The sequence below is a fragment of the Dyella sp. CR10 genome (assembly GCF_055814425.1).
Genome location: NZ_CP185986.1, coordinates 4,176,196 through 4,197,678 on the forward strand (window position 1 = coordinate 4,176,196; position 21,483 = coordinate 4,197,678).

General features: G+C 68.7%; 18 protein-coding genes. 3 read left to right on the forward strand and 15 right to left on the reverse strand.

Annotation, left to right across the window (positions count from 1 at the left end):
- Window positions 1–14: 14 nt before the first annotated feature.
- Window positions 15–1,109 (reverse strand): ABC transporter ATP-binding protein, encoded by a 1,095-nt coding sequence (locus tag ACNR9O_RS18840; RefSeq protein WP_473685961.1) that lies wholly within the window; start codon window positions 1,107–1,109, stop codon window positions 15–17.
- Between the two features lie 151 nt (window positions 1,110–1,260).
- On the opposite strand from ACNR9O_RS18840, the gene ACNR9O_RS18845 reads away from it, so the two are divergent.
- Both ACNR9O_RS18845 and glk read left to right on the forward strand, forming a co-directional pair.
- On the forward strand, window positions 1,261–2,610 hold the full coding sequence (locus tag ACNR9O_RS18845; RefSeq protein WP_473685959.1) for a GH1 family beta-glucosidase: 1,350 nt from the start codon (window positions 1,261–1,263) through the stop codon (window positions 2,608–2,610).
- A 44-nt stretch (window positions 2,611–2,654) separates the two neighbouring features.
- On the forward strand, window positions 2,655–3,674 hold the full coding sequence (glk, locus tag ACNR9O_RS18850) for a glucokinase (RefSeq protein WP_473685957.1): 1,020 nt from the start codon (window positions 2,655–2,657) through the stop codon (window positions 3,672–3,674).
- Window positions 3,675–3,811: 137 nt separating this feature from the next.
- Here glk and hrpB read toward each other — a convergent pair whose 3' ends face one another.
- The 13 genes from hrpB to ACNR9O_RS18915 form a co-directional block, all read right to left on the reverse strand.
- Complete coding sequence (gene hrpB / locus ACNR9O_RS18855) at window positions 3,812–6,325, reverse strand: ATP-dependent helicase HrpB (protein WP_473685955.1); 2,514 nt, start codon at window positions 6,323–6,325, stop codon at window positions 3,812–3,814.
- Between the two features lie 117 nt (window positions 6,326–6,442).
- Window positions 6,443–8,824, reverse strand: coding sequence for a type II secretion system secretin GspD (gspD, locus tag ACNR9O_RS18860; RefSeq protein ID WP_473685953.1), 2,382 nt, complete (start codon window positions 8,822–8,824; stop codon window positions 6,443–6,445).
- A 3-nt stretch (window positions 8,825–8,827) separates the two neighbouring features.
- On the reverse strand, window positions 8,828–9,604 hold the full coding sequence (locus ACNR9O_RS18865) for a hypothetical protein (RefSeq protein WP_473685951.1): 777 nt from the start codon (window positions 9,602–9,604) through the stop codon (window positions 8,828–8,830).
- Window positions 9,601–10,266, reverse strand: coding sequence for a type II secretion system protein GspM (gene gspM, locus ACNR9O_RS18870; protein ID WP_473685949.1), 666 nt, complete (start codon window positions 10,264–10,266; stop codon window positions 9,601–9,603). The genes ACNR9O_RS18865 and gspM overlap by 4 nt, the downstream gene beginning before the upstream one ends.
- Window positions 10,263–11,435: a PilN domain-containing protein gene (locus ACNR9O_RS18875; protein WP_473700672.1), complete on the reverse strand. Its 1,173-nt coding sequence runs from the start codon at window positions 11,433–11,435 to the stop codon at window positions 10,263–10,265. Before ACNR9O_RS18875 ends, gspM begins: the two co-directional genes overlap by 4 nt.
- Complete coding sequence (locus ACNR9O_RS18880; RefSeq protein WP_473685945.1) at window positions 11,432–12,295, reverse strand: type II secretion system minor pseudopilin; 864 nt, start codon at window positions 12,293–12,295, stop codon at window positions 11,432–11,434. Before ACNR9O_RS18880 ends, ACNR9O_RS18875 begins: the two co-directional genes overlap by 4 nt.
- Window positions 12,292–12,987, reverse strand: coding sequence for a prepilin-type N-terminal cleavage/methylation domain-containing protein (locus tag ACNR9O_RS18885; RefSeq protein WP_473685943.1), 696 nt, complete (start codon window positions 12,985–12,987; stop codon window positions 12,292–12,294). Before ACNR9O_RS18885 ends, ACNR9O_RS18880 begins: the two co-directional genes overlap by 4 nt.
- Window positions 12,987–13,400, reverse strand: a complete 414-nt coding sequence (locus ACNR9O_RS18890) for a prepilin-type N-terminal cleavage/methylation domain-containing protein (protein ID WP_473685941.1) — start codon at window positions 13,398–13,400, stop codon at window positions 12,987–12,989. The genes ACNR9O_RS18885 and ACNR9O_RS18890 overlap by 1 nt, the downstream gene beginning before the upstream one ends.
- Window positions 13,397–13,843 carry a GspH/FimT family pseudopilin gene (locus ACNR9O_RS18895; protein ID WP_473700815.1) on the reverse strand — a complete coding sequence of 149 codons (447 nt, stop codon included), beginning with the start codon at window positions 13,841–13,843 and terminating at the stop codon, window positions 13,397–13,399. The genes ACNR9O_RS18890 and ACNR9O_RS18895 overlap by 4 nt, the downstream gene beginning before the upstream one ends.
- Window positions 13,844–13,935: 92 nt before the next feature.
- The gene (gene gspG / locus ACNR9O_RS18900) at window positions 13,936–14,400 is read right to left on the reverse strand and encodes a type II secretion system major pseudopilin GspG (protein ID WP_473685937.1); all 465 of its coding nucleotides are present in this window, start codon (window positions 14,398–14,400) and stop codon (window positions 13,936–13,938) included.
- 68 nt (window positions 14,401–14,468) lie between these two features.
- Window positions 14,469–15,686, reverse strand: a complete 1,218-nt coding sequence (gene gspF / locus ACNR9O_RS18905) for a type II secretion system inner membrane protein GspF (protein WP_473685935.1) — start codon at window positions 15,684–15,686, stop codon at window positions 14,469–14,471.
- A gap of 36 nt (window positions 15,687–15,722) precedes the next feature.
- Window positions 15,723–17,456: a type II secretion system ATPase GspE gene (gspE, locus tag ACNR9O_RS18910; protein ID WP_473700673.1), complete on the reverse strand. Its 1,734-nt coding sequence runs from the start codon at window positions 17,454–17,456 to the stop codon at window positions 15,723–15,725.
- 245 nt (window positions 17,457–17,701) lie between these two features.
- A complete protein-coding gene (locus tag ACNR9O_RS18915) occupies window positions 17,702–19,324 on the reverse strand; it encodes a S8 family peptidase (RefSeq protein ID WP_473685931.1) in 1,623 nt (540 codons plus the stop codon).
- 303 nt (window positions 19,325–19,627) lie between these two features.
- On the opposite strand from ACNR9O_RS18915, the gene ACNR9O_RS18920 reads away from it, so the two are divergent.
- Window positions 19,628–20,413: a TatD family hydrolase gene (locus ACNR9O_RS18920; RefSeq protein ID WP_473685929.1), complete on the forward strand. Its 786-nt coding sequence runs from the start codon at window positions 19,628–19,630 to the stop codon at window positions 20,411–20,413.
- A gap of 65 nt (window positions 20,414–20,478) precedes the next feature.
- Here ACNR9O_RS18920 and ACNR9O_RS18925 read toward each other — a convergent pair whose 3' ends face one another.
- Window positions 20,479–21,423 carry an aldo/keto reductase gene (locus ACNR9O_RS18925; RefSeq protein WP_473685927.1) on the reverse strand — a complete coding sequence of 315 codons (945 nt, stop codon included), beginning with the start codon at window positions 21,421–21,423 and terminating at the stop codon, window positions 20,479–20,481.
- Between the last annotated feature and the right edge of the window lie 60 nt (window positions 21,424–21,483).

The window sequence follows — 21,483 nt, forward strand, 5'->3', positions numbered from 1 at the left end:
GTCGCGGCTCGCACTCAGGCGCCGATGCGGGTGCCTTCGGCCGCATCGAAGAAATGCAGCCGCTCCGGCGCGAAGCCGAAATGCAGCGTGCTCCTCGGCGCCGGCAGCTCGCGCGGCGGGGTGCGCGCGACCAGGGACAGGTCGCCGTGGCGCAGATTGAGGAAGACCTCGTTGCCCACCGGCTCTAGCACTTCCAGTCGCGCGCTGAGCGCGGCGCCGGCGGCATCCGCACGCGGCAGCAGGTCCTCCGGACGCAGGCCGACCACCACTTCGCGGCCACGCCAGGCTTCCAGCACGGAGGCCTGCGGCAGCTCGCCCAGCTTCAGCTCGCCCTGCGGCATGGCCAGGGTCCAGCCGCCGTCGGCATGCAGCGTGCCGCGCAGCAGGTTCATCGCCGGGCTGCCGAGGAAGCCCGCGACGAACAGATTGGCCGGCCGGTCATAGAGATGCATCGGCGTGTCGATCTGCTGGATCACCCCGCCATTGAGCACGACGATGCGCTCGCCCAGGGTCATCGCCTCGATCTGGTCATGGGTGACGTAGACCATGGTGGCGCCCAGGCGCTGGTGGATGCGCGCGATCTCCACGCGCATGGACAAACGCAGCTTGGCGTCCAGATTGGACAGCGGCTCGTCGAGCAGGAACACCTTCGGGTCGCGCACCAACGCGCGGCCCAGCGCGACGCGCTGGCGCTGGCCGCCGGACAGCGCGGCGGGACGCGAGCCCAGGCGCGGCTCCAGCTCCAGCATCTTCGCCGCCTCGGCCACGCGGCGATCGATCTCGGCCTTGGGCATGCCGCGCAGCTTGAGTCCGAAACCGAGGTTCTCGGCCACCGTCATGTGCGGGTACAGCGCGTAGTTCTGGAACACCATGGCGATGTCGCGATCCTTCGGCGCCACGTCGTTCACCACGCGGTCGCCGATGGCCAGGGTGCCCCCGCTGATCGATTCCAGTCCCGCGATCATGCGCAGCAGCGTGGTCTTGCCGCAGCCCGAGGGCCCCACCAGCACGAGCAGCTCGCCATCGGCGATCTCGAAGCTGGCATCCGCCACGCCGACGTGGCCGTTGGGGTAGACCTTGCGCAGCTTGTCCAGGCGAACCTTGGCCATCGATACGTCTCTCTTCTTCAAGGCACGGTGGATCGAACCATGCGGGCGGGATGCCGGCCAGCCGGGCAGGCTGCACAAGCGGGAAACATTCGGATATTCTCCAATGTAAACGTTTACATCAAGCCGCGATGCGGCATCCGGGACTTCCACCATGACCAGCTACCGCTTTCCCGAAGGCTTCCTGTGGGGCGCCGCCACCTCCGCCTACCAGATCGAGGGCTCCCCGCTCGCCGACGGCGCCGGCCCCAGCATCTGGGAGCGTTTCGCCCACACGCCCGGGATGATGGTCGGCGGCGATACCGGCGACATCGCCTGCGATCACTACCGTCGTTACAAGGACGACGTGCAGTTGATGAAGGCGCTGGGCCTCAAGGGCTACCGCTTCAGCATCGCCTGGGCGCGCGTGCTGCCGGAAGGCACCGGCCGGGTGAACCAGAAGGGCCTGGATTTCTACAAGCGCCTGGTCGACGAGCTGCTGGAAAACGGCATCGCGCCGAACGCCACCCTGTTCCACTGGGACCTGCCCGCCGCCCTGGACGACCGCGGCGGCTGGCTCAACCGCGACAGCGCGCACTGGTTCGCCGAGTACGCCGAAGTGATGTTCAAGGCACTGGACGGCCGCGTGCAGCGCTGGGCCACCCTCAACGAGCCGTGGGTGGTGACCGATGGCGGTTACCTGCACGGCGCGCTCGCCCCGGGCCATCGCAGCAAATACGAAGCGCCGATCGCCGCGCACAACCTGATGCGCGCCAGCGGCGCCGGCATCCAGGCTTACCGCGCGCACGGCAAGCATGAGATCGGCGTGGTGTTCAACATCGAGCCGAAGTACCCGCACTCGCAGAGCCCCGAGGATCTGGCCGCCACGCGCCGCGCCCATGCCTACATGAATGAGCAGTTCGCCGACCCGGCCCTGCTTGGCAGCTATCCGCCGGAACTGAAAGAGATCTTCGGCGACGCCTGGCCGGACTTCCCGCAAGACGATTTCCAGTTGACGAAGCAGAAGGTCGACTTCGTCGGCATCAACTACTACACCCGCGCCGTGGTGAAGAACGATCCCGGCCAGTACCCCCTCAAGGCCTCGCCGGTGCGCCAGCCGAACAAGACCTACACCGAGACCGGCTGGGAAGTGTTCGAGCAGGGGCTGACCGACACGCTCACCTGGTTCAAGGACCGCTACGGCGACATCCCGCTGTACATCACCGAGAACGGCTCGGCTTTCTACGACCCGCCGGTGGCCGAGAGCGAGATCCTCGACGACCCCCTGCGCACCAGCTATCTGCGCAAGCATCTGAAGGCACTGCGCAAGGCGATCGATGCCGGCGTGAACCTCAAGGGCTACTACGCCTGGTCGCTGATGGACAATCTGGAATGGTCCCTGGGTTTCTCCAAGCGCTTTGGCCTGTACCATGTCGATTTCGCCACGCAGAAGCGCACGCCCAAGGCGACGGCGAAACTCTATTCCCAGGTCATCGAAAGCAACGGGGCGGTGCTGGACGACTGAGGCCGCACCCGTCAGGCTTGCGTGACCCGTTGCCAGGACCGTTCATGAGCTCGACCTCCAGCGCCAAGACCCTGCTCGCCGACCTCGGCGGCACCAATGTCCGTTTCGCCCTGGCCGACCCGGCCCTGCCCAACCCCCTGCTGCTGGACAGCGTGCGGCGGTACCGGGTCAAGGACTTCCCGTCCATGGCCGACACCATCCGCCAGTACTTCGCCGACAGCGGCTTGTCGGCGTCGCGCGCGGTGATCGCCGCCGCCGGCCGCATCGTGGACGGCGAGACGGTGAAGGTGACCAACAATCCCTGGCAGGTGTCCGCGCACGGGCTGGCCGCCGACCTGAAGTTCGACTCGGTGCGCCTGATCAACGACTTCGCGGCGCAGGGCATGGCTGTGCCTCTGCTGGCCTCTGGCGAACTCAAGCCGGTCGGCGCGCCGCAGCCGCCGAAGATCGGCGCGCACCATGCGCAGACTTTCGTGGTGGTAGGCCCGGGCACCGGCCTGGGCGTGGCCGGCCTGCTGCTGCGCGACGGCCGCTGGACAGTGCTGGAAACCGAAGGCGGCCATGCCGGCTTCGCCGCGCATACCGCCGAGGACGTGGAGATCCTGCACCGCCTCAACGCGCGCTTCGGCCGCGTCTCCAACGAACGCATGATCTGCGGCAACGGCCTGGTGAACCTCTACCTCGCCCTGGCCGACATCGAAGGCCTCAAGGCCGAGGAATACACCCCCGAAGACATCACCGACCGCGCCAACGCCGGCACCGATCCGCTGTGCGTGCGCACGGTGGAAACGCTGGCCGGCATCTTCGGCAGCGTGGCCGGCGACCTGGTGCTGAGCCTGGGTGGCTGGGATGGCGTGTTCCTCACCGGCGGCGTGTTGCCGATCCTGCTGCCGTGGCTGCAGCACGGCGGTTTCCGCGAGCGCTTCGAGGCGAAGGGCCGCTTCAAGGAAACGATGGAGCAGGTGCCGACGATTGCCATGGTGCACCCGGAAACCGGGCTGCTCGGTGCCGCGGCGTTCGCGGTGCTGGAGAGCGGCAGGCCTTTGGTACCTGCCGCCGGTTGATGACTGAATCCCTTCTCTCCTCCGGAGAGAGGGTGATGGCAGCCGGATGAAGGGCGGGTGCTTGAGAAAGAGGCTCCCGCATCTGCGCTTCGCAGTTCCCCCTCAGCCCAGCCCTCTCCCCGCGGGGGAGAGGGAGCTCAGGTTCCGCGCGGCTTGGCGCGATGCGTCGGCGTCGCGCTCCATGGATCATCCGGCCACGGGTGGCGCGGATAACGGCCTTTCAGTTCCTTCTTCACTTCCGGATACGTCCGCTCCCAGAAGCCCTTCAGGTCCTGCGTGACCTGGATCGGCCGCCCGGCGGGCGACAGCAGGTGCAGCGTCACCGGCACGCGGCCATTGCCGACGCGCGGCGTGTCCGCCAGGCCGAACAGTTCCTGCAGCTTCACCGCCAGCACCGGCGGCTCGCCGGCGGCGTACTCGATGCGGCGGCTCATGCCGCTGGGCACGGTCAGGCTCTCCGGCGCGTGCGCGTCCAGCGCGCGGCGCTGCTCGTAATCGAACAGCGAACCGAGCGCCTGCGACAGTTCTTCCGCGCTGAGCGCGTCGAAGCGCCGCTTGCCGTCGAGATACGGCGCCAGCCAGGATTCCAGCGCGTCCAGCAGCGCCTGATCGCCGACGTCAGGCAGGCCCAGTTCCGGCATCCATTCGCGCAGCGCCTGCATGCGTGCGCGCAGGCGGCGCGCGTTATCGCTCCAGGGCAGCGCATCCAGCCCCTTCGCGCGGATCGCGGCAAGCAGCGCCGGCAAGGCGTCTTCGGCCTGCACCGGCACGCTGCGGCGTGACAGCACGATCGCCGCGAAGCGTTGCTCCTCGAATGCTTCCACCGCATTGCGCTCGTCGTTCCAGCGCAACGCGCGCTCGCGACGGAACTGCGCGGCGTAATCGCGCTCGAGCACACGCGGATCGAGCGGTGCCGCGGCGAGGATCAGGCTGTCGCGCGCCTCATAGCGCAGGTCCAGCGCGACCAGCCACGGCTCGCCTAGCAACGCGGTGTTCTCGTGCAGTCGCGCGCCGCGGCCGTTGGCCAGCGTGTAGCGCAGCGGGTTGTTGTCGTCACGCCGCGCCACCCGATCGGGAAAGGCGTGCAGCAGCAGATCGCCGACCGCATGACTGTCCGGCACGCCGCTCGCCGCGGTGCGCACGTCCAGGCGCCTGCGCCAGCCCTTGCTGGCCTGCTCGATGGCTGCCAGCGCGCCCGCATCGGCACCGCCACGCGCACCGGCAGTGCGGCGATCGCGCCAGGCATGCAGCGCCGTGACGCGCGCGCGAAAGTCGTCGCTGCGCGCCTGCTCGCCACGCAACGGCGAGCGCGCTTCCATCAACGCCAGCAGATCGGCGACCAGCGCGTGCAGTTCCGGCGGCGCGCGCAGCGCGGCGGCGGCCAGGCGCGGCGTGGCGCCGAGTTCCAGCATGCGGCGGCCGAGCGCGGTGATGCGTCCGGCCAGGTCCAGCGCACCCAGCGACGCGAGCAGCGCGCGCGCCTGCGCCAGCGCGCCGGCCGGCGGCGCGTCCAGCCACGGCAGCCCGCCGCTGTCGGCGGCGACGCCCCAGGCGGCCAGTTCGAGCGCGAGACCGGACAACTCCGCCTGCGCGATTTCCGCGCTGCGTGACGGTTCCAGTCGCTTGCTCTGCGGCCACAGGCGATACGCGGTGCCTTCCGCGACGCGGCCGGCGCGACCGGCGCGCTGATCGGCGGACGCCTGCGAAATCGTCACCGTTTCCAGCCGCGTGAAACCCGAGTTGGGATCGAAGCGCGGTTCGCGCGCGAGGCCGCTGTCCACCACCGCGCGGATGCCGGGCAGCGTCACGCTCGACTCGGCCACATTGGTGGCCAGCACAATGCGCCGCATGCCCGGCTCGGCCGGGCTGAGCGCCGCCTGCTGCTCGGCCATCGACAGCTCGCCGTGCAGCGCCACGACCTCCACGTCGCCCCGCTCCATCGCTTGCGCCAGCACCGCTTCGACACGCGCGATCTCGCGGCGACCGGGCAGGAACGCCAGCACGTCACCGTCGTTTTCTTCCAGCGCCAGGCGCGCCACGCGGGCGAGATGGTGTTCGGTGCTTTCCTGCGCACGCGCCGGCGGATAGTCGATGCGCACCGGGAAGCTCCGGCCAGGGCTGCTGATACGCGGCGCATCCAGCCATTGCGCGATGCGCTCGCCGTCGAGCGTCGCCGACATCACCACCAGGCGCAGCTCCGGTCGCAGCGTGGCTTGCACGTCCAGCGCGAGCGCCGCACCGAGATCGCCGGCGAGATGCCGCTCGTGGAACTCGTCGAACAGGATGGCGCCGACACCGCTCAGTTCCGGATCGTCCTGGATCAGGCGGGTGAGGATGCCTTCGGTCACCACCTCGATGCGCGTGGCCGCGCTCACCTTCGACTCGAAACGGATGCGGTAGCCGACCGTCTGCCCCGGCTCTTCGCCCAACTGCCGCGCCATGAATTGCGCCGCTGCGCGCGCCGCGATACGGCGCGGCTCCAGCATCAGCACCTTGCCGGCACCAAGCCAGCTTTCACCGAGCAGGGCCAGCGGCACCTGCGTGGTCTTGCCCGCGCCCGGCGGCGCTTCGAGCACGAGGCGCGGGTGCGCCGCGAGCGCGGCGCGGATGTCGGGGAGCAGCGGGGTGATCGGAAAGGCGGGAGTCATCATGACGATGATAACGGGCGTGCTCCGAAGGAACCCTTCTACCCCGCGGGGAGCTTCCGCTTCTACGCTCCGTAGCTCCCCCTCACCCCAGCGCTCTCCCGGAGCTGCACCCCGATTGCGCTACTTCGTCGGATACGGCGTCGTCTGCGTCGCCTGTCCCGCCCCCTGCCGCAGCGGCGCCAGCGATTCGAACTTCTGCTGATACTCGTCGGTGATCTGCTTGGCCTCTTCGGCGCTGCCGATCACCTTCGGCGTGATCAGCACGATCAGCTCGGTGCGCGTGCGGTTGCGGTTGGTCGAACCGAACAGCCGGCCCAGCACCGGGATGCGGTTGAGGCCGGGAATGCCGGTGTCGGTGGTGCCGTCGTTTTGCGAGATCAAGCCGCCCAGCAGCACGGTCTGCCCGCTCTGCACCGCGACCTGCGTACCCATCGAGCGCTGCGAGATGGTCGGGTTGGTGGCGCCGGCAGGATAGGTGGGGTTGCTCACCTGCTGCTGCACGTTGAGGTACACCAGCCCGCCCGGATTCACGCGCGGCTGCACATTGAGGATCACGCCGGTGTTGAGGTAGTTGACCTGGTTATACGTCGCCGTACCCACGCCCGGATTCACGCTGGTCTGGTTGATCGGCACCTGGTCGCCGACCTGGATCTGCGCGATCTGATTGTTCAGCACGACCAGCGACGGCGCCGACAGCGTCTTGGTATTGCCGTTCTGCTCGAGCGCGCGCACCGCCACCTGCAGGTTGTGGTTGATGAAGGAATAGAAGAACGCATCGCCCGCCGACGTGGCGGTGCCCGGGTTGTAGGTGACGCCACCCTGGCCCAGCGCCCATTGCTGCTGATTGCCCGGCTGGCCCGGCGTATAGGTGCCGTCGCCGTTGTTCTTGCCGCCGATCAGTCCTTCCAGGTACCACTGCACGCCGAACTGGAACTGGCCGGTGAGCTTCACCTCCAGGATGCGCGTCTCGATCTGCACCTGCAGCGGCGTGTTGTCCAGGCGCTTGATCGCCGATTCGATCTCCGCCCACTGCGATGGCCGCGCGCGCACCATCAGCTGGTTGTTCGCATCCACCGAGCTGATGCGCACGCTGCCGTCCTCGGAGGTGTACTGCTGCGGCGCCTGGTTGCCGCCGCCGCTGCTTTGCGGCGAACCGAAGGTACTGCCGATCGATGCGCCCGGGCCGCCGAAACCGCTGGTCTTGCTATCCGTGCCGTTGTTGAAGCCCGCGCCCGAATTGATGCCGCTGTTGATGCCGCTGTTCAGGCCGCCGTTGCTGCCGCCCAGGCCGCCGCCGATGCCGCCGGTCGGGCTGCTGCCGAAACTGCCGGCGGTGCTGCCCATGCCGGTGGCGTTGGTGTTGTCGGCACCGCCCAGCGTACCGGCGTTGAGGCCAGGGCCGACACGGCCGCCGGAGCTGCCGCCACCACCGCCGCTGGCGTAGATCTGCGCCAGGTACTGCGCGAGATCCGACGCCTTGATGTTGCGCACGTCATAGACGAACAGCTGCGGCTCGTTGCCGCCACCGCGGTCGATCTTGTCGATCCACTGCCCCACTTCCTGCAGGTAGTTGGGCTGCGTGCTGATGATCACCAGTGCATTGGTGCGCTCGATCGGAATGAAGCGCAGCATGCCCGCCAGCGGCGTATCGCCCTTGGGCCCGAACATGGAGTCGAGCTTGGGCATCAGCTCACCGACGTTGGCGTGCTGCAAGTTGAACACGCCGACCGACATGCCGCGCAGCCAATCCACGTCGAAGGTGTTGACGGTGCGCTGGTAGTTGGCCAGATCCTGCGGCGAGCCCGCCAGCACGATCAGGTTGCGCGACGGATCGACCAGCAGGATCGATTCGGGCCGCGCGAACGGCTTGATCAGCTTCTGCATCTCCGTCGCGGAGATGTAACGCAGCGGGAACAGCCGCGCCTGCATGCCCGCCGGCGGCGCCGCGGCACCCAGGCTCGGCACCAGATTGCCGGCTACGGCTTCCTTGGCCGGCATCACCACGTAGCCGCCGTTGCGCTTGACCAGCGCATTGCCGGTCCACGCCAGCAGCGTCTCCAGGATCGGCATGGCCTGGCTCGAATCCACCGGCGCGGCGGTGGCGAAGGAAATATTGCCCTGCACGCCAGGCGCGATGGTGTAGTTCTGCTTGAGCAGATCGCCCAGGATCGCCTTCACTACCGCCTGCACCGGCTGGTTCTCGAAGTTGAAGGTGACCGCGCCGTCACCCGTCGCCGGTGCGCGCGGCGTGGCCAGCGCGGAAGGACGGATGAAAGCGCCGCTGCCCTCGGTGATCTGCGGCGCGGCAGTCGCGGCGTCAGGCGCCTTGAAGTTGCCGTTGAGGGGCAGCGGCTGCGGCGCCGGTTTTTCGGTGCCGGCCATGGCTTCGCGCTGCAGCGCTCCATCATCCTTCGGCGGCGGCATCGAGGAGCAGCCGGCCATCCAGACGGCCAGGGCCAGAGTGCCGATGCGCAATGCGGGCTTAGTGACGTGACCGGTCATGAATCAATGTGCTCCTTCAGGATTGCCCGCGGCCTGCTGCTGCTCGGCGCGACGTTTCTGGATGGCGGCCTTGAGCTGGCGGATGCGCTCGGCCTGCAAGCTGCTCTCGTCCTGCGGCGGACGCGGCGCGTTGCTGTCGTTGGGCGGCGTCGGGACGACGCCGGGCGCGTTCTCGCTCATGCCCATGCGCGCGGCCGGCCCGACTCGCTGGACGGCGCCAGGCGGCACGGCGATGGGTCCGGGCATCGCGCCGGGCTGCGCGGGCGGTGGCGGCTGCGTGTCGTTCTTGGGCGCATCGATCGGCGCGCCTGCGGGCAGTTCCAGTTCGGTACGGCCACTGCCGGATTCGAACACCGCCGAACGCGGCTTCACCTCCACCAGCTTCCAGCTGCCGTCCGGCAGCGTGGCGCCTTCGGCGACGCGCACGTCGGCGTCCTGGCCGCGCGTATGCAGCAGGGCCATGTGCAGGCTGGAAGTGAGGATGATGCCGGTCAGCTGCATCTCGCCCAGGCTCGCGCCGCCCTTGGCGGCGCGCGTGATCGGCTTGCGGTCGGGACTGAACAGCGGTTGCTGCCACACCGTGGCGAACTGTTCCATCGGCCGCGCCACCGGCAGGTCGGCCGCGCTGGCGTGCAGTGCGGGCAGCGGCGCGGGCGGTCGCGCCGCATCCCAGCGCACGCCGCGGCCGACGCCGGCGAAAAGGGCGAACAGCAGCAAGGCCAGCACGGCGGCCACGCCGGCGAGCGCGGGGGTGAGACGACGCTGCGCGGCGGCGTTCATGCGCCCTCCTCGTCGCCCGTGGAGGGCGGCGCGGACGGCGCGGCACCGCCGGAACGGGACTGGCGCACGTAGCCGCTGAGCGTGAACTGCACCTCCAGCGGCGGCGGCGCGGACGCCTGCTGGCCGGCCTGCTGCGCGGCGACCGGGTTGCGATAGATGGTCAGGTCGTCGATGAACAGATATGGCGTGCCCTGCTCCAGGTCGTGCATCACCGCGGCCAGCGGCTGCATGTCGCAGCGCAGGCTGATGCTCACGGCGACCTTGCGGTAAGGCTCGTTGTCCGAGGCCGGCGGATTGGGCACCGGCATCTTCTGGCTCACCTCGCAGCTGCCGCCTTCCGGATGCGCGCCCACGACGTCGACCACGCGCTGCATCAGGCCTGCGGCGGCGGCGCTGGGATCGTCCTCCGGCAGGAAGGCGTTGTCGGTGGCCTGTCCCTGGCCGAGCGAGGCGATGCGCTGCTGCAGCTGCGGCTTCTCGGCGATAGCCGAGGCGAAGCGCGATTGCGTGTCGCGCAGGTCCGCCATCTGCGCATTCACATCGAGCATCGGCGCGACGAACCACCAGTGCAGCAACGCGAAGTACGCGATCACCAGCACGATCAGCAACAGCAGGACCGCCGCGATGCGGCTGTCGCGCGGCTTCATCGCGGCAAGCTTCACGACTTGCCTCCGCTGGTGCCCGGCGCGGCCGGCGCCGGGCCGGCGGGCTTGGACTGAGCCTGCTTGCGCAGCTGCGCGACCATGTAGAAGCGTTCCTTGCCGGTCTGAGGGTCGGCCTGGATGGTGCCCTGGAAATTCGGATTGCTGATGACAGTGGAGTCCTTCAGCGCATCGACCAGCCGCGCGGCCTGCGGGCTCTGTCCCTGGAAGCCGACCTGGCCGGTGTTGTCGATGCTCATGCGTTCCAGCCACGCGGTATTGGGCAGGCGCTGGCTGAGATCCTGCAGCACGGCGAGCGCACCGACGGTGTTCTTCTTGCGCTCGGCCAGGAAGCCGGCGGCACCGGCGTTGTCCTGCAGCTGCTGACGCAGCGCGGCGACCTGCTGGGCTTCGCCGCGCATGGTCTCGACCTGGGCCTGCATCTGTTCGAGCGCGCTGCGGCGGTTGTGCAGCCATTCGCCCAGCGACATCACCGCCAGCACCACGATGGCGGCGGCCAGCGCCATGTTGAGCCGCTGGCGCGGATGCGCGCGGCGCGGCGCCTGTTCCGGCGGCAGCAGGTTGACGCCGGTGCGGCCGTCGCCCGCAGCGAGGTCGACTGCATCCACCGCGATGCCCAGCTGGTGCAGCCGCGCCAGCAGCGGATCGAGCGTGCCGCGCGGCACCGCCACCAGCTCGGCGGCGAGGCGGCCGGCTGGCGCCGGCGCGTCCAGCTCGCGGATGTCGTAGCGCACCTGCTCGGCGCGGAACGGCGTCTGCCGATCCATCTCGAACGCGCCGACCTGGCGCAACGTGTCGCGCGCCGCGGCAGGCAGCAGCAGCGAACGGCGCAGCACGATCGGCGGCGGCAGGCACAAGGCCAGGCGCAGGTCCTCGCGATCGACGCCGCGCAGGCCATCGGCGAGCGCCACTTGCTGAGTGGGTGCGTCCAGCTCGTCGCTCCATTGCGCGAGCACCTCGGGCGAACCGTCGCGGCGCAGGCGCCATTCGCCGTCCACGCGCTCCAGCAGATGCCAGGCTGCGCCGCCGCCGAACCAGCCGCGCCAGCGCGCCGGCGCGAGCGCCGCCAGCTCGCCGCCCCACCAGGCGAAGAACGACGGCAACGGCGAAGCGCGCCAGGCACGGCGCACTTGTTCGAGCTGCGGTCGCAGCGAACTGGTCATGCTCATTCCCCGTCACCCTCCTGCCAGCGGAGCACCGCATACGGCTGTGCCCCGGCCCTCGCTCCCTGTAACCGGACGGTGGCGCGCAATACCGCGCGCGTTCCGTCCGGCAGCGTCGCTTCCGAACGAATACTATGCGTCACGCCCTGACTGGCGCCTAGGCCCGGCTTCGCGCCAGGTTGCTGTCTTGCGGCGTACAGCGCGTTCGCCTGCTCCGGCGTCATGCCGGGAATCGCCTGCAGCGCCAGCGGCTGGGCGTAGTTCGGGTCCGGTGCATTGCGGCCCGACCAGAGGGTGATCTGAGACGAGATCTTGCGATACACCGACGGCTCCATGCCCAGCACCATCTGCAGTTCCTCCAGGCTCGCGAAGGGACCGTGCCGCGGGCCGTAATCGCGCCCCGCCGCCAGATACGCCGCGTTGTTGTTCAGATCCCCGGGCCGGCCGAAGCTGCGCCATTCGACCACGTGGCCGGCCAGTTCGTTCGCCGCGGCGTCGTTCATGCCGGCAGCCTTGAAGAAGGCCTGCAGCACGGTGGGCGAAGCGGCATTGATGTCGACCTTTCCGCTTTCGTCAGTCACGCGCAAGTTGACCTTGGCGTCGTCGAACTGGAACGGATAGTCGCGTCCGTCCGGCACCCAGTGTCCGTTCGGCGACGCATCGAGCATGGCGTAGATCGCGCGCGTCACCCCGGCCTCGGCGGCGTAGTGCGCGCGCACCTGGGCGAACTGGTAGCGCGCCTGCAGGCCTTCGGTGCGCGCGAGCATGGCGTAGCCGCCCAGCAGGATCGCCAGCAGCGTGCAGGCCCATAGCACCACCAGCAGCGCGACGCCGCGCTGGCCGGCACGGGCGCGCCGCCGCGTCATCGCACCACCTGCGGACGGCGCAGGCCGCGCAGCAGATCCATCTGCTGGCCCAGGCCGGCAGATGGATCGATACGCAACGGCGCGTCGAGGCGCGGCCAGTCGTGCAGGCCGTCCAGCGTCATGTCCACGCGCACGATGCGCGGCAGCAGGCGCGGGTCCTGCCATGCGGCCTGCCAGCTGCCGGGCTGGTCAGCCGTATCCGGCGTGCGGTAGCTGAAATGGCCATCGCGCACGTCTTCCATCAGTACTTCGGGCTCACCCAGCGGCTTGGGCGCCGAACCGTCCGGCGGCAGCAGCGCGAAACGCACTTCCAGCCGCGAGCCGCCTTTGCCGTTGGAGACCAGCTTCCACTCCTGCAGCTGCGGCCCGAGCTTGCCCAGGTAACCCGGCAGGGGCGCGACGAAGCGCATGCTCTGCGCGTCGCCGACGAAATAGATGTTGTCGCCGTTGGCATCTTTCGCCTGCGGCACCGCCTGGATCTGCGCCAGTTCCTGGCGCATGAACTGCTGGGCCGAGCGCAGCCGATCCAGTTGCTCCACCGCCACGCCGCCGGAACGCACGCTCTTGGTAGCGGTGCGCACGCCGGAATAGACGCCGAGCAGGAGCAGCGCCATCAGGGCAAGGGCACCGAGGACTTCGAGCAGGCTGAAGCCCTGCGCGCGCCGCTCCCCATGGCTCGATGTCCCGCGCATCACTGCTGGCCGGCCTGGGGCGCGGCCATGCGCAGGGTGCTGAAGCGCGCCGAACGCTCGCCGCGTCCCTGCCCCCACAGCACATCGAGATCGAGCTTCATGATCTGCATCGGGAGTTGCTGCTGCGGATCGGAGTCGGCCGGACGCCACGGCGTCACGGTGAGACGCCAGCGGTACTGACGGTCGAACTGCCCCTCCGTGTGGCCGGGCCGCAGCGGCCCCTGCGCGTCGGCCGTATCGAGCAGGCTGCGCGCCCACAGCGCCGCGCGCGTGTAGTCGGCTGCGTTGTTGGTGAGCCCGATGGAGCCTCCCGCGACCCGCATGAGCGCGGTGAAGGCGATCGCCAGCAGCAAGATCGCGGCGATCACTTCCAGCAGGCTGAAACCCCGCGCACGGGAAACGGAGGGGATCACGACGCCACCACACTCACGGCGCCCGTCAGCCACGACACGTTGACCTGCCACTTGCGCTGCTCGCGCTGCAGCGTGATGTGTCCGCCGGTCGAGCTGCCGTCCGGAAAGAAACGGATGCGTCCGGTGGTGGCGTTGGGCTGGTCTTCCTTGGCGCTGGTGATGCCGAGCTTCATGCCCGCGGGCAGGCGCACCTCGCGCTGGTCGGCGCCGCGGTACACGTTCTTGCGGATGTCCACGTCGAACACCTGCTCCTTGCCACGCACGATCGCCTGGGCGCGCGTGGCGCGCAGCGCGGCGGCCATCTCCACGCTGGCCGCGTTGACGCGTGCGCTGGCCAGCCCCTGCGATACCGAGACGGATACCGCCGCCGCCGCGATGCCGATCAGCAGGATCACGGCGAGCATCTCGAGCAGGGTGAAGCCGTGGGCGCGCGCAGCGCGCAGGGAACGGGCGGCCGAGGACGGGCGAGGGGGAAAAGCAAGGCGTCGCGCCGCTTCCTCCCGTTGCCTGCTCTCCGTCGCACGCTCCCCGTTCATTACTGCCAGTTTCCGTAGTCGGCGTTGTAGCCGTCGCCGCCGGGCTGGCCATCCTGTCCGTAGAAGATCAGGTCGAAGTTGCCATGGTCACCCGGGTACTTGTAGCCGAACGGATGACCCCACGGATCCTTCAGTTCCGATTCCTTCGCATACGGGCCCTGCCAGTTGCGCGCGTTGGCCGGCTTGGCCAGCAGATCCTGCAGCTGCTGCGGCGGGGAGCCGTTATCCAGCGCGTAGTTCTCGATCTTCTGGCTGAGCGTGGTGAGCTGCGCCTTGCCCGCGCCGTACTTGCCCTTGTCGACATTCTTGCCGACCTGGGTGACCACTACCGCGCCGATGATGCCGATCAGCACGATGACCGCGAGCATCTCCAGCAGGGTGAAGCCGCGCGCACGCGCGGCGCGCAGGGAGCGGGGAACGGAGCGCGCGGAGCGGGAAGATACCGCGACGTTCGACGTTTCCATCCGTGCCTTCTTCCCTGTTTCCGGTTCCCGCTTCATCAATACAGCCATGGCTTTCTCTCCGTTCGAAATCACTGGATATTGCTGGTAAGACTGAGCAGCGGCAGCAGGATCGCCGCCATGATGATGGCCACCAGGATGGTCATCACAATGGTCAGCGCCGGCACCAGCGCGGCGAGCAGGCGATCGATCGCGCGCTTGCTCTCCAGCTCGAAGGTGTCGGCCACCTTCAGCAGCATGGTGTCCAGCTGTCCGGCCTCCTCGCCCACCTGCACCATCTGCAGGGCCAGCCGCGGAAACCGCTGCGACTGGGCCAGCGCAAGGCTCAGACCCGCGCCGCCTTTGACTTGTTCCGCAGCCTGCTCCAGCGCCTGGTCCAGGGCCCGGTTGGAGGTGACCTGGCGGGCGATGCCCAGCGCCGACAGCAGCGGCACGCCGTTCTTGAGCAGAGTGCCCAGGGTGCGGGCGATGCGCGCGGTCTCGACCTTCAGCAGCAGCGGCCCGACCAGCCGCTTCTGCAGCAATCGGCCGTGCCAGGCCAGCCGCGCGGCGGGATCGCGCAATCTTGCGCGCCACAGGAACAGGCCGCCGCCGATCACCAGCGCCAGCAGCCACCACCACGACTGGATGAGGTTGCCCAGCGCCAGCACCGCCTGCGTAATCAGCGGAATCGGCACCTGCATGTCTTCGAAGATCGGTACGAACTGCGGCACTACGTAGGCCAGCAGCAATACCAGCGAACCGAGCACACCCACCATCAGGAAGGCGGGATAGATCAAGGCGTTGACGATGCTGCCGCGCAGCTGCTGCGAACGCTCCAGATAGTCGGCCAGGCGGCGCAGGGTGTCTTCCAGCGAGCCGCCGGCTTCTCCCGCGCGCACCAGGCTGATGTAAAGCTTGGGAAACACCCCGTGCTCTTCGTCGAACGCCTGCGACAGCGGCGCGCCGCCGCGCACGCGGTCGCGCACGCGCTCGACCAGCTTCTTCGCGCGCTCGCCCTCGGGCAGGTCCATCAGGATGCCCAGTGCGCGATCCAGCGGCTGGCCGGCGCCGAGCAACGTGGCGAGCTGGTGGGTGAACTGCGCCAGCTGGTCGCCGGTGAACGGTCCGCGCTTGAGCAGGCCGCCGAAGCCGCCGCTCACGCCCGCTTCGTTGGCGAGCCGCGCTTCCAGCGGCGTGTGGCCCTGGTCTTGCAGGCGCGAGATCACTTCCTCGACGCTGCCGGCCTCCATCTCGCCCTGCACGATGTCGCCGCCATCGCTGACGGCGCGGTAGTGGAACTGGCTCATAAGCGACCGTCGCTGCGTGCCACGTGCCGATGGGCGTCAGCCCTCCTGCGTGACACGCAACACCTCCTCGATGGTGGTGATGCCCGCCACAGCCTTGGCGATGCCGTCCTCGTACATGGTGCGCATGCCCTCGACGCGCGCCTGGCGCTCGATCTCGCCGGCATCGGCGCGCTTCATCACCAGGCGGCGCAGCGGATCGCTCATCACCAGGAATTCCATGATGGCGCGGCGGCCGCGGTAGCCGGTGGGATTGGCCGCGCTGCTGCCGGGCTTCCACAGGCGGATGGGGCGTTCGTCGGTGTACTTGTGCAGCTCGAACTGCTCGATCACCTCGGGCATCGCCTCGTAGGGGATCGCCGTTTCCGGATCCAGCCGGCGCACCAGGCGCTGGGCCAGGATGCCGTTGACGGTGGAGCCGAGCAGGTAGTCCTCCACGCCCATGTCCAGCAAGCGCGTGATGCCGCCGGCCGCGCTGTTGGTGTGCAGGGTGGACAGCACCAGGTGGCCGGTGAGCGCGGACTGGATCGCGATGCGGCAGGTTTCCAGGTCGCGCATCTCGCCGATCATGATCACGTCCGGGTCCTGGCGCACGATCGAGCGCAGGGCACCGGCGAAGTCCAGCCCGATCTGCGGCTTCACCTGGATCTGGTTGATGCCTTCGATCTGGTACTCGACCGGATCTTCGACGGTGATGATCTTGACGTCGGGCGTATTGATCTTGCCCAGCGCGGTATACAGCGTGGTGGTCTTGCCCGAGCCGGTGGGTCCGGTCACCAGCAGGATGCCGTGCGGGCGCTCCAGCACGTCGACGAAGCGCGACTGAAAGGCGGACGTGAAGCCCAGCGTGGAGAAATCGAACACTACCGATTCGCGGTCGAGGATACGCATCACCACCGACTCGCCGAAGCTGGTCGGCACGGTGGACACGCGCAGGTCCAGTTCCTTGCCCTGCACGCGCAGCTGGATGCGGCCGTCCTGCGGCAGGCGGCGCTCGGCGATGTTGAGCTTGGCCATGATCTTGACGCGCGAGATCACCGCCGCGGTGGAGCTGGACGGCGGCGCTTCCACTTCGTGCAGCACACCGTCGATGCGGTAGCGCACCTTCAGCCGGTTCTCGAACGGCTCGATGTGCACGTCCGACGCGCGCTGTTCCACCGCGCGCTGCAGGATCAGGTTGACCAGGCGAATGACAGGCGCTTCGGAAGCGAGGTCGCGCAGATGTTCGACGTCGTCCTCCACCGCGCTGCCGCCGTCGAGGTTCTCCACGATGGTGCCCATCGCGGAGCGGCCGGAGCCGTAGTAGCGCTCGATCAGGTCGTCGATTTCCGAACGCAGTCCGATGCGCAGGGTCACCGGCCGCCCGGCGGCCAGTTCGACCGCCTGCAGCGGATACGGATCGGCCGGGTCGGAGACCAGCAGGGCGAGGCCGTCTTCGCCGTCGCGCACCGGCACCACATGGTGCAGCTTGAGAAAGCGCACGGACACGTCCAGCTCGGCCGGCGGCAACTCCGGCGCCTCGCGCGCGGCGAGCAGCGGGGTGGCGAGCAATTCCGACCAGGCCTCGGCCAGGTCGCGTTCGGACACCAGTCCCAGTCGCGCCATCAGCGCGGTCAGGGTGCCCTCCGGCGATTCTTCGTGCAGCCGGCGGGCGCGCTGCAGGTCGCTGTCCTTCAGGCGTCCGCGCGCAACCAGCAGATCGCAAACCGCCGCCTCGCGGCCATGCTCTGCCATCCCTGCCTCGCCGGCCGCCGGCCTTGCCACTGCCGACATGCACTCACCCCGCTTTCCAGTTCCAACATTCCGCCCGCGATGCTCGCGCATCGCCCGTGCCGGGCGCGTGAGTCCACATTCGTAGCACATCCTCCAAGACAGTTGCGAGGGCGCCCGACTGCACACCGCGGCACGGCGGTCATCCTACCCAGCGCACAAACGTGCGGCAGCGCACTAAAAAAGACCGGCGCCCGGAAAGCGCCGGTCTTTTCGCCGCACCGGGCCGGCGAGCCGGCCCGGCTTCTTCAGGGTTGCGCGCCTGCCGCCTGCACCGCGGCATAGGCATTGAGGATGCCCGCACCGATCGGCTTGCTCTTGCTCGGCTTGACCTGGGGCGCGGTGGCCGTCGACTTCAGCAGCGACGTGACCTGCGTGGAATTCAGCAGCGCCTTGCCCAGCGCGAGGCGATAGCTCTGCATCAACGCCACCGCGCCGGCGACGTGCGGCGTGGCCTGCGAGGTACCGGCCATGCCGCCGTAGGTCGAGCCCGACGGCGTGGTGGTGCCCGAGTCGATGGTCGACCAGATGAAGCCGGTCGTCGCCTGGGAACCACTGGAGCCATCGTTGGCGTACACGCCGCCGCCCGGCGCGGCCAGCGTGATGCCGGCACCGTAGTTGGAGTAGTACGCACGGCGGCTGGTGATGCCGGTGGCGGCCACGGCGATCACGCCCGGGCAGCTGGCCGGCGAGAAGCCGGACACGTTGGCGTTGCTGTTGCCTGCCGCTACCACCACGGTGGCGCCGCGGCCGATCGCGCCGCTGATCGCACGACCGGTGACGGTGCTGGAGGTGCAGGTGCCGCTGCCGCCCAGGCTCATGCTGATCACCTGCGCCGGATGGGTGTTGTCCGGCACGCCGTCCACGTGGCCGCCCGAGGCCCAGGTGATGGCATCGGCGATGTCGCTGTCGTAGCCGCCGCAATGGCCCAGCACGCGCACCGGCAGGACCTTGGCGCCGAACGCGGTGCCGACCATGCCGGTAGTGTTGTTGGTCTTCTCGCCGCCGGCGGTGCCGAACACGTGCGTGCCGTGCCAGCTGCTGTCTTCGGCCGGATGGGTGGAATCCACGCAGCCGCCGTTGCTGGCGAGGTACTTGCTGCCGGTGGTCCAGTCACCCGTATCCCAGCCGCCCGCAGCGCGACCGTCGGCGGAACGGCCGGATACCAGCGCGGTGCTGATGAAGTCGTAGCCGGCGTCGGCCAGGGTGAGGTCGAGGTCCGGGTGGTTGGTCACGCCGGTATCGAGGCTGGCGATCACGATGCCGCTGCCGTCGGCCAGGCTCCAGGCCTGCTGGATATTGGCGCCGCCCCAGTTGGCCACCGAGGTGCCCAGGCTCTTGTCGGCAAAGGTGGCGCCACTGGCCGCCAGGTAATCCCACTGGTAAGTGGCGTAGTACTGATCGTTCGGCGTGGTGAAGGTCGCCGCGGCCTGCGGCTGCGCCTTGGTCGGCTTGTCCAGCGCATGGCGCAGATAGTCGGGCTGCACGAACTCCACCGCCGGATCGGCCGCGATCTGCTGCACGAACTGCCGCGTCTGGGCCGCGTCGAGGCGGCGGGAGGTGGTCACCAGATCGCCGCCGCTGGCGAGCTTGCGCTTGTAGTTGAGGCCCAGCGCGCGACCGCCGACATGCAGGCTGCTGGCTTTGCCGGCGGCCGCCGACAGCGCCTGCACGGCCGCACCGGGACTGGTGCGTTCGGTACTGCCGTTGCGGTAGACCACGATGAAGCGGTCATAGGTGCTGTCTTCCTGCACCGAGCTGAGGTCGAAACGGGTGTTGCCGGAAATGTCATCGGTGGCGATGGCGGTGGCAGGCAGGCCCAGGGCCAGCAACAGCGATGCGGCCAGCAGCTTCACTTGCGAACGATTCATTCGAACTCCCTTCTTCGTCTGGATGGATTGAGAGGCCCCCAAGGGATGCCGGGCGGCGCGCACTCCCCAGAACGCGCCCATCCGGTTGCCAGGCTCACGCACCGGCTCCCCCTCAACGTGTCGGGTCCGCCAGATACGGCGAACCCGGATTGACGCTAGCAATACAAATGCGCAGGAAATGTCGACGGCGTGCTAAAACTTGCGATTCGCTACTAGGACTTTTTCGCCCCCTGGAGCCAGGCTCTTTTGCCCCGGCCGCGAGGCTCGGGGACAATGCACGTTTTTGCGGACGCTCTTCGATCCATGCAGCTGCTCGACATCGGCGCCAACCTCACCCACGAATCCTTCCGCCACGACTTCGACGAGGTCATGGCGCGGGCGCGCGAACATGGCGTGACCCGCATGGTGGTCACCGGGGCCTCGCGCGAAGGCAGCGTCCACGCGCTGGAGCTGGCGCAACGCCATCCCGGCGAGCTGTACGCCACGGCGGGCGTGCATCCGCACCACGCGGTGGACTACGACGACGAGACCGACGCCCTGCTGCGCCAGTTGCACACTCACCCGCAGGTGCGCGCCGTCGGCGAGACGGGCCTGGACTACCACCGCAACTATTCGCCTCGCGACGTGCAGCTGGCCGTATTCGAACGCCAGCTGCGCATCGCCGCGGACCTGGGCAAGCCGCTGTTCCTGCATCAGCGCGACGCGCACGACGATTTTCTCGCCCTGCTGCGCCGTTACCGGGACAAGGTACCGGCCGCGGTGGTGCACTGCTTCACCGACACCGGCGAGGCCTTGCGCGACTACCTCGCGCTGGATTGCCACATCGGCATCACAGGCTGGATCTGCGACGAACGCCGCGGCACCCACCTGCGCGAGCTGGTGAAGGAGATTCCCGCCGACCGCCTGATGATCGAGACCGACGCGCCCTACCTCCTGCCGCGCACGGTGAAGCCGCAGCCCAGCCATCGCCGCAACGAACCGATGTACCTGCGCCACATCTGCTACGAAATCGCGCGCGATCGCGGCGAGCCGGTGGAGGTCACCGCGGCACGCAGTACGGCGACGGCGGAAAAGTTCTTCGGGCTCTGAACTCCCCAACAAAAAAAACGGCGCCCGAAGGCGCCGTTTTTCATCACGCGTTTGCATGAGCCACGTCAGGCGCTGGCCGCATCCAGCCGCGCGATCTCGTCCTGGCCGAGTTGCAGTCGCACCGCGCCCATCAACTCATTCAGCTGCTCCACGCTGGTGGCGCTGGCGATCGGCGCGGTGATGCCGGGCCGGGCGATCAGCCAGGCCAGTGCCACCTGCGACGGCGTGGCGCGATGCGCCTTGGCGATCTCGTCGAGCGCAGCCAGCACGCCCATGCCACGCGGGTTGAGGAACTTCTGCACGGCCGCCGCGCGCGCCGCGCTCTTGCCCAGGTCCGCCTCGCTGCGGTACTTGCCGCTGAGGAAGCCGCTGGCCAGGGCGTAGTAATTGATCACGCCGATCTTCTCCTTGAGGACCAGCGGCTCGAGCTGCTTCTCGTAGCCGCCGCGCACCATCAGGTTGTATTCCGGCTGCAGGCTTTCGTAGCGCGGCAAGTTGTGGCGCGCGGAAACCTGCAGCGCTTCGGCGAAGCGATCGGCGCCGTAGTTGGAAGCGCCGATCACGCGCACCTTGCCCTGCTCGATCAGGCGCGCGAATGCACCAAGGGTTTCGTGCAGCGGCACGCTGGCGTCGTCCTCGTGCGCCTGGTACAGGTCGATGTGATCGGTCTGCAGGCGCTTGAGCGAGCCTTCCACCGCCTGCTGGATGTTCATCGGCGACAGGCCTTTGTGCTCGGCCCACTTGGCCACCTTAGTGGCGATCAGCACGCGATCGCGCTTGCCGCTGCGCTTGAGCCACTTGCCGATGATCGTTTCCGACTCGCCGCCATGGTTGCCCGGTACCCAGGCCGAGTACACATCGGCCGTATCGACCAGGTTGAAGCCGGAGTCCACGAACAGGTCCAGCAGTTCGAACGAACGCTTTTCGTCAGCGCTCCAGCCGAATACGTTGCCGCCAAAGGCGAGCGGGGCGACAGCGAGGGGCGAGCGGCCCAGTTGGCGATGTTGCATGGGGACGGTTCCTTATGGCGGGAGACTTGGAAGGCCGCCAGCGATCGACGGCGAGTCACC

Excerpts from the sequence above, each read along its gene's own strand:
- ACNR9O_RS18840 (WP_473685961.1), bottom strand. The coding sequence starts at position 1,109 with ATGGCCAAGGTTCGCCTGGACAAGCTGCGCAAGGTCTACCCCAACGGC.
- ACNR9O_RS18845 (WP_473685959.1), top strand. The coding sequence starts at position 1,261 with ATGACCAGCTACCGCTTTCCCGAAGGCTTCCTGTGGGGCGCCGCCACC.
- glk (WP_473685957.1), top strand. The coding sequence starts at position 2,655 with ATGAGCTCGACCTCCAGCGCCAAGACCCTGCTCGCCGACCTCGGCGGC.
- hrpB (WP_473685955.1), bottom strand. The coding sequence starts at position 6,325 with ATGATGACTCCCGCCTTTCCGATCACCCCGCTGCTCCCCGACATCCGC.
- gspD (WP_473685953.1), bottom strand. The coding sequence starts at position 8,824 with ATGACCGGTCACGTCACTAAGCCCGCATTGCGCATCGGCACTCTGGCC.
- ACNR9O_RS18865 (WP_473685951.1), bottom strand. The coding sequence starts at position 9,604 with ATGAACGCCGCCGCGCAGCGTCGTCTCACCCCCGCGCTCGCCGGCGTG.
- ACNR9O_RS18875 (WP_473700672.1), bottom strand. The coding sequence starts at position 11,435 with ATGAGCATGACCAGTTCGCTGCGACCGCAGCTCGAACAAGTGCGCCGT.
- ACNR9O_RS18880 (WP_473685945.1), bottom strand. The coding sequence starts at position 12,295 with ATGACGCGGCGGCGCGCCCGTGCCGGCCAGCGCGGCGTCGCGCTGCTG.
- ACNR9O_RS18885 (WP_473685943.1), bottom strand. The coding sequence starts at position 12,987 with ATGCGCGGGACATCGAGCCATGGGGAGCGGCGCGCGCAGGGCTTCAGC.
- gspG (WP_473685937.1), bottom strand. The coding sequence starts at position 14,400 with ATGGAAACGTCGAACGTCGCGGTATCTTCCCGCTCCGCGCGCTCCGTT.
- gspF (WP_473685935.1), bottom strand. The coding sequence starts at position 15,686 with ATGAGCCAGTTCCACTACCGCGCCGTCAGCGATGGCGGCGACATCGTG.
- gspE (WP_473700673.1), bottom strand. The coding sequence starts at position 17,456 with ATGTCGGCAGTGGCAAGGCCGGCGGCCGGCGAGGCAGGGATGGCAGAG.
- ACNR9O_RS18915 (WP_473685931.1), bottom strand. The coding sequence starts at position 19,324 with ATGAATCGTTCGCAAGTGAAGCTGCTGGCCGCATCGCTGTTGCTGGCC.
- ACNR9O_RS18920 (WP_473685929.1), top strand. The coding sequence starts at position 19,628 with ATGCAGCTGCTCGACATCGGCGCCAACCTCACCCACGAATCCTTCCGC.
- ACNR9O_RS18925 (WP_473685927.1), bottom strand. The coding sequence starts at position 21,423 with ATGCAACATCGCCAACTGGGCCGCTCGCCCCTCGCTGTCGCCCCGCTC.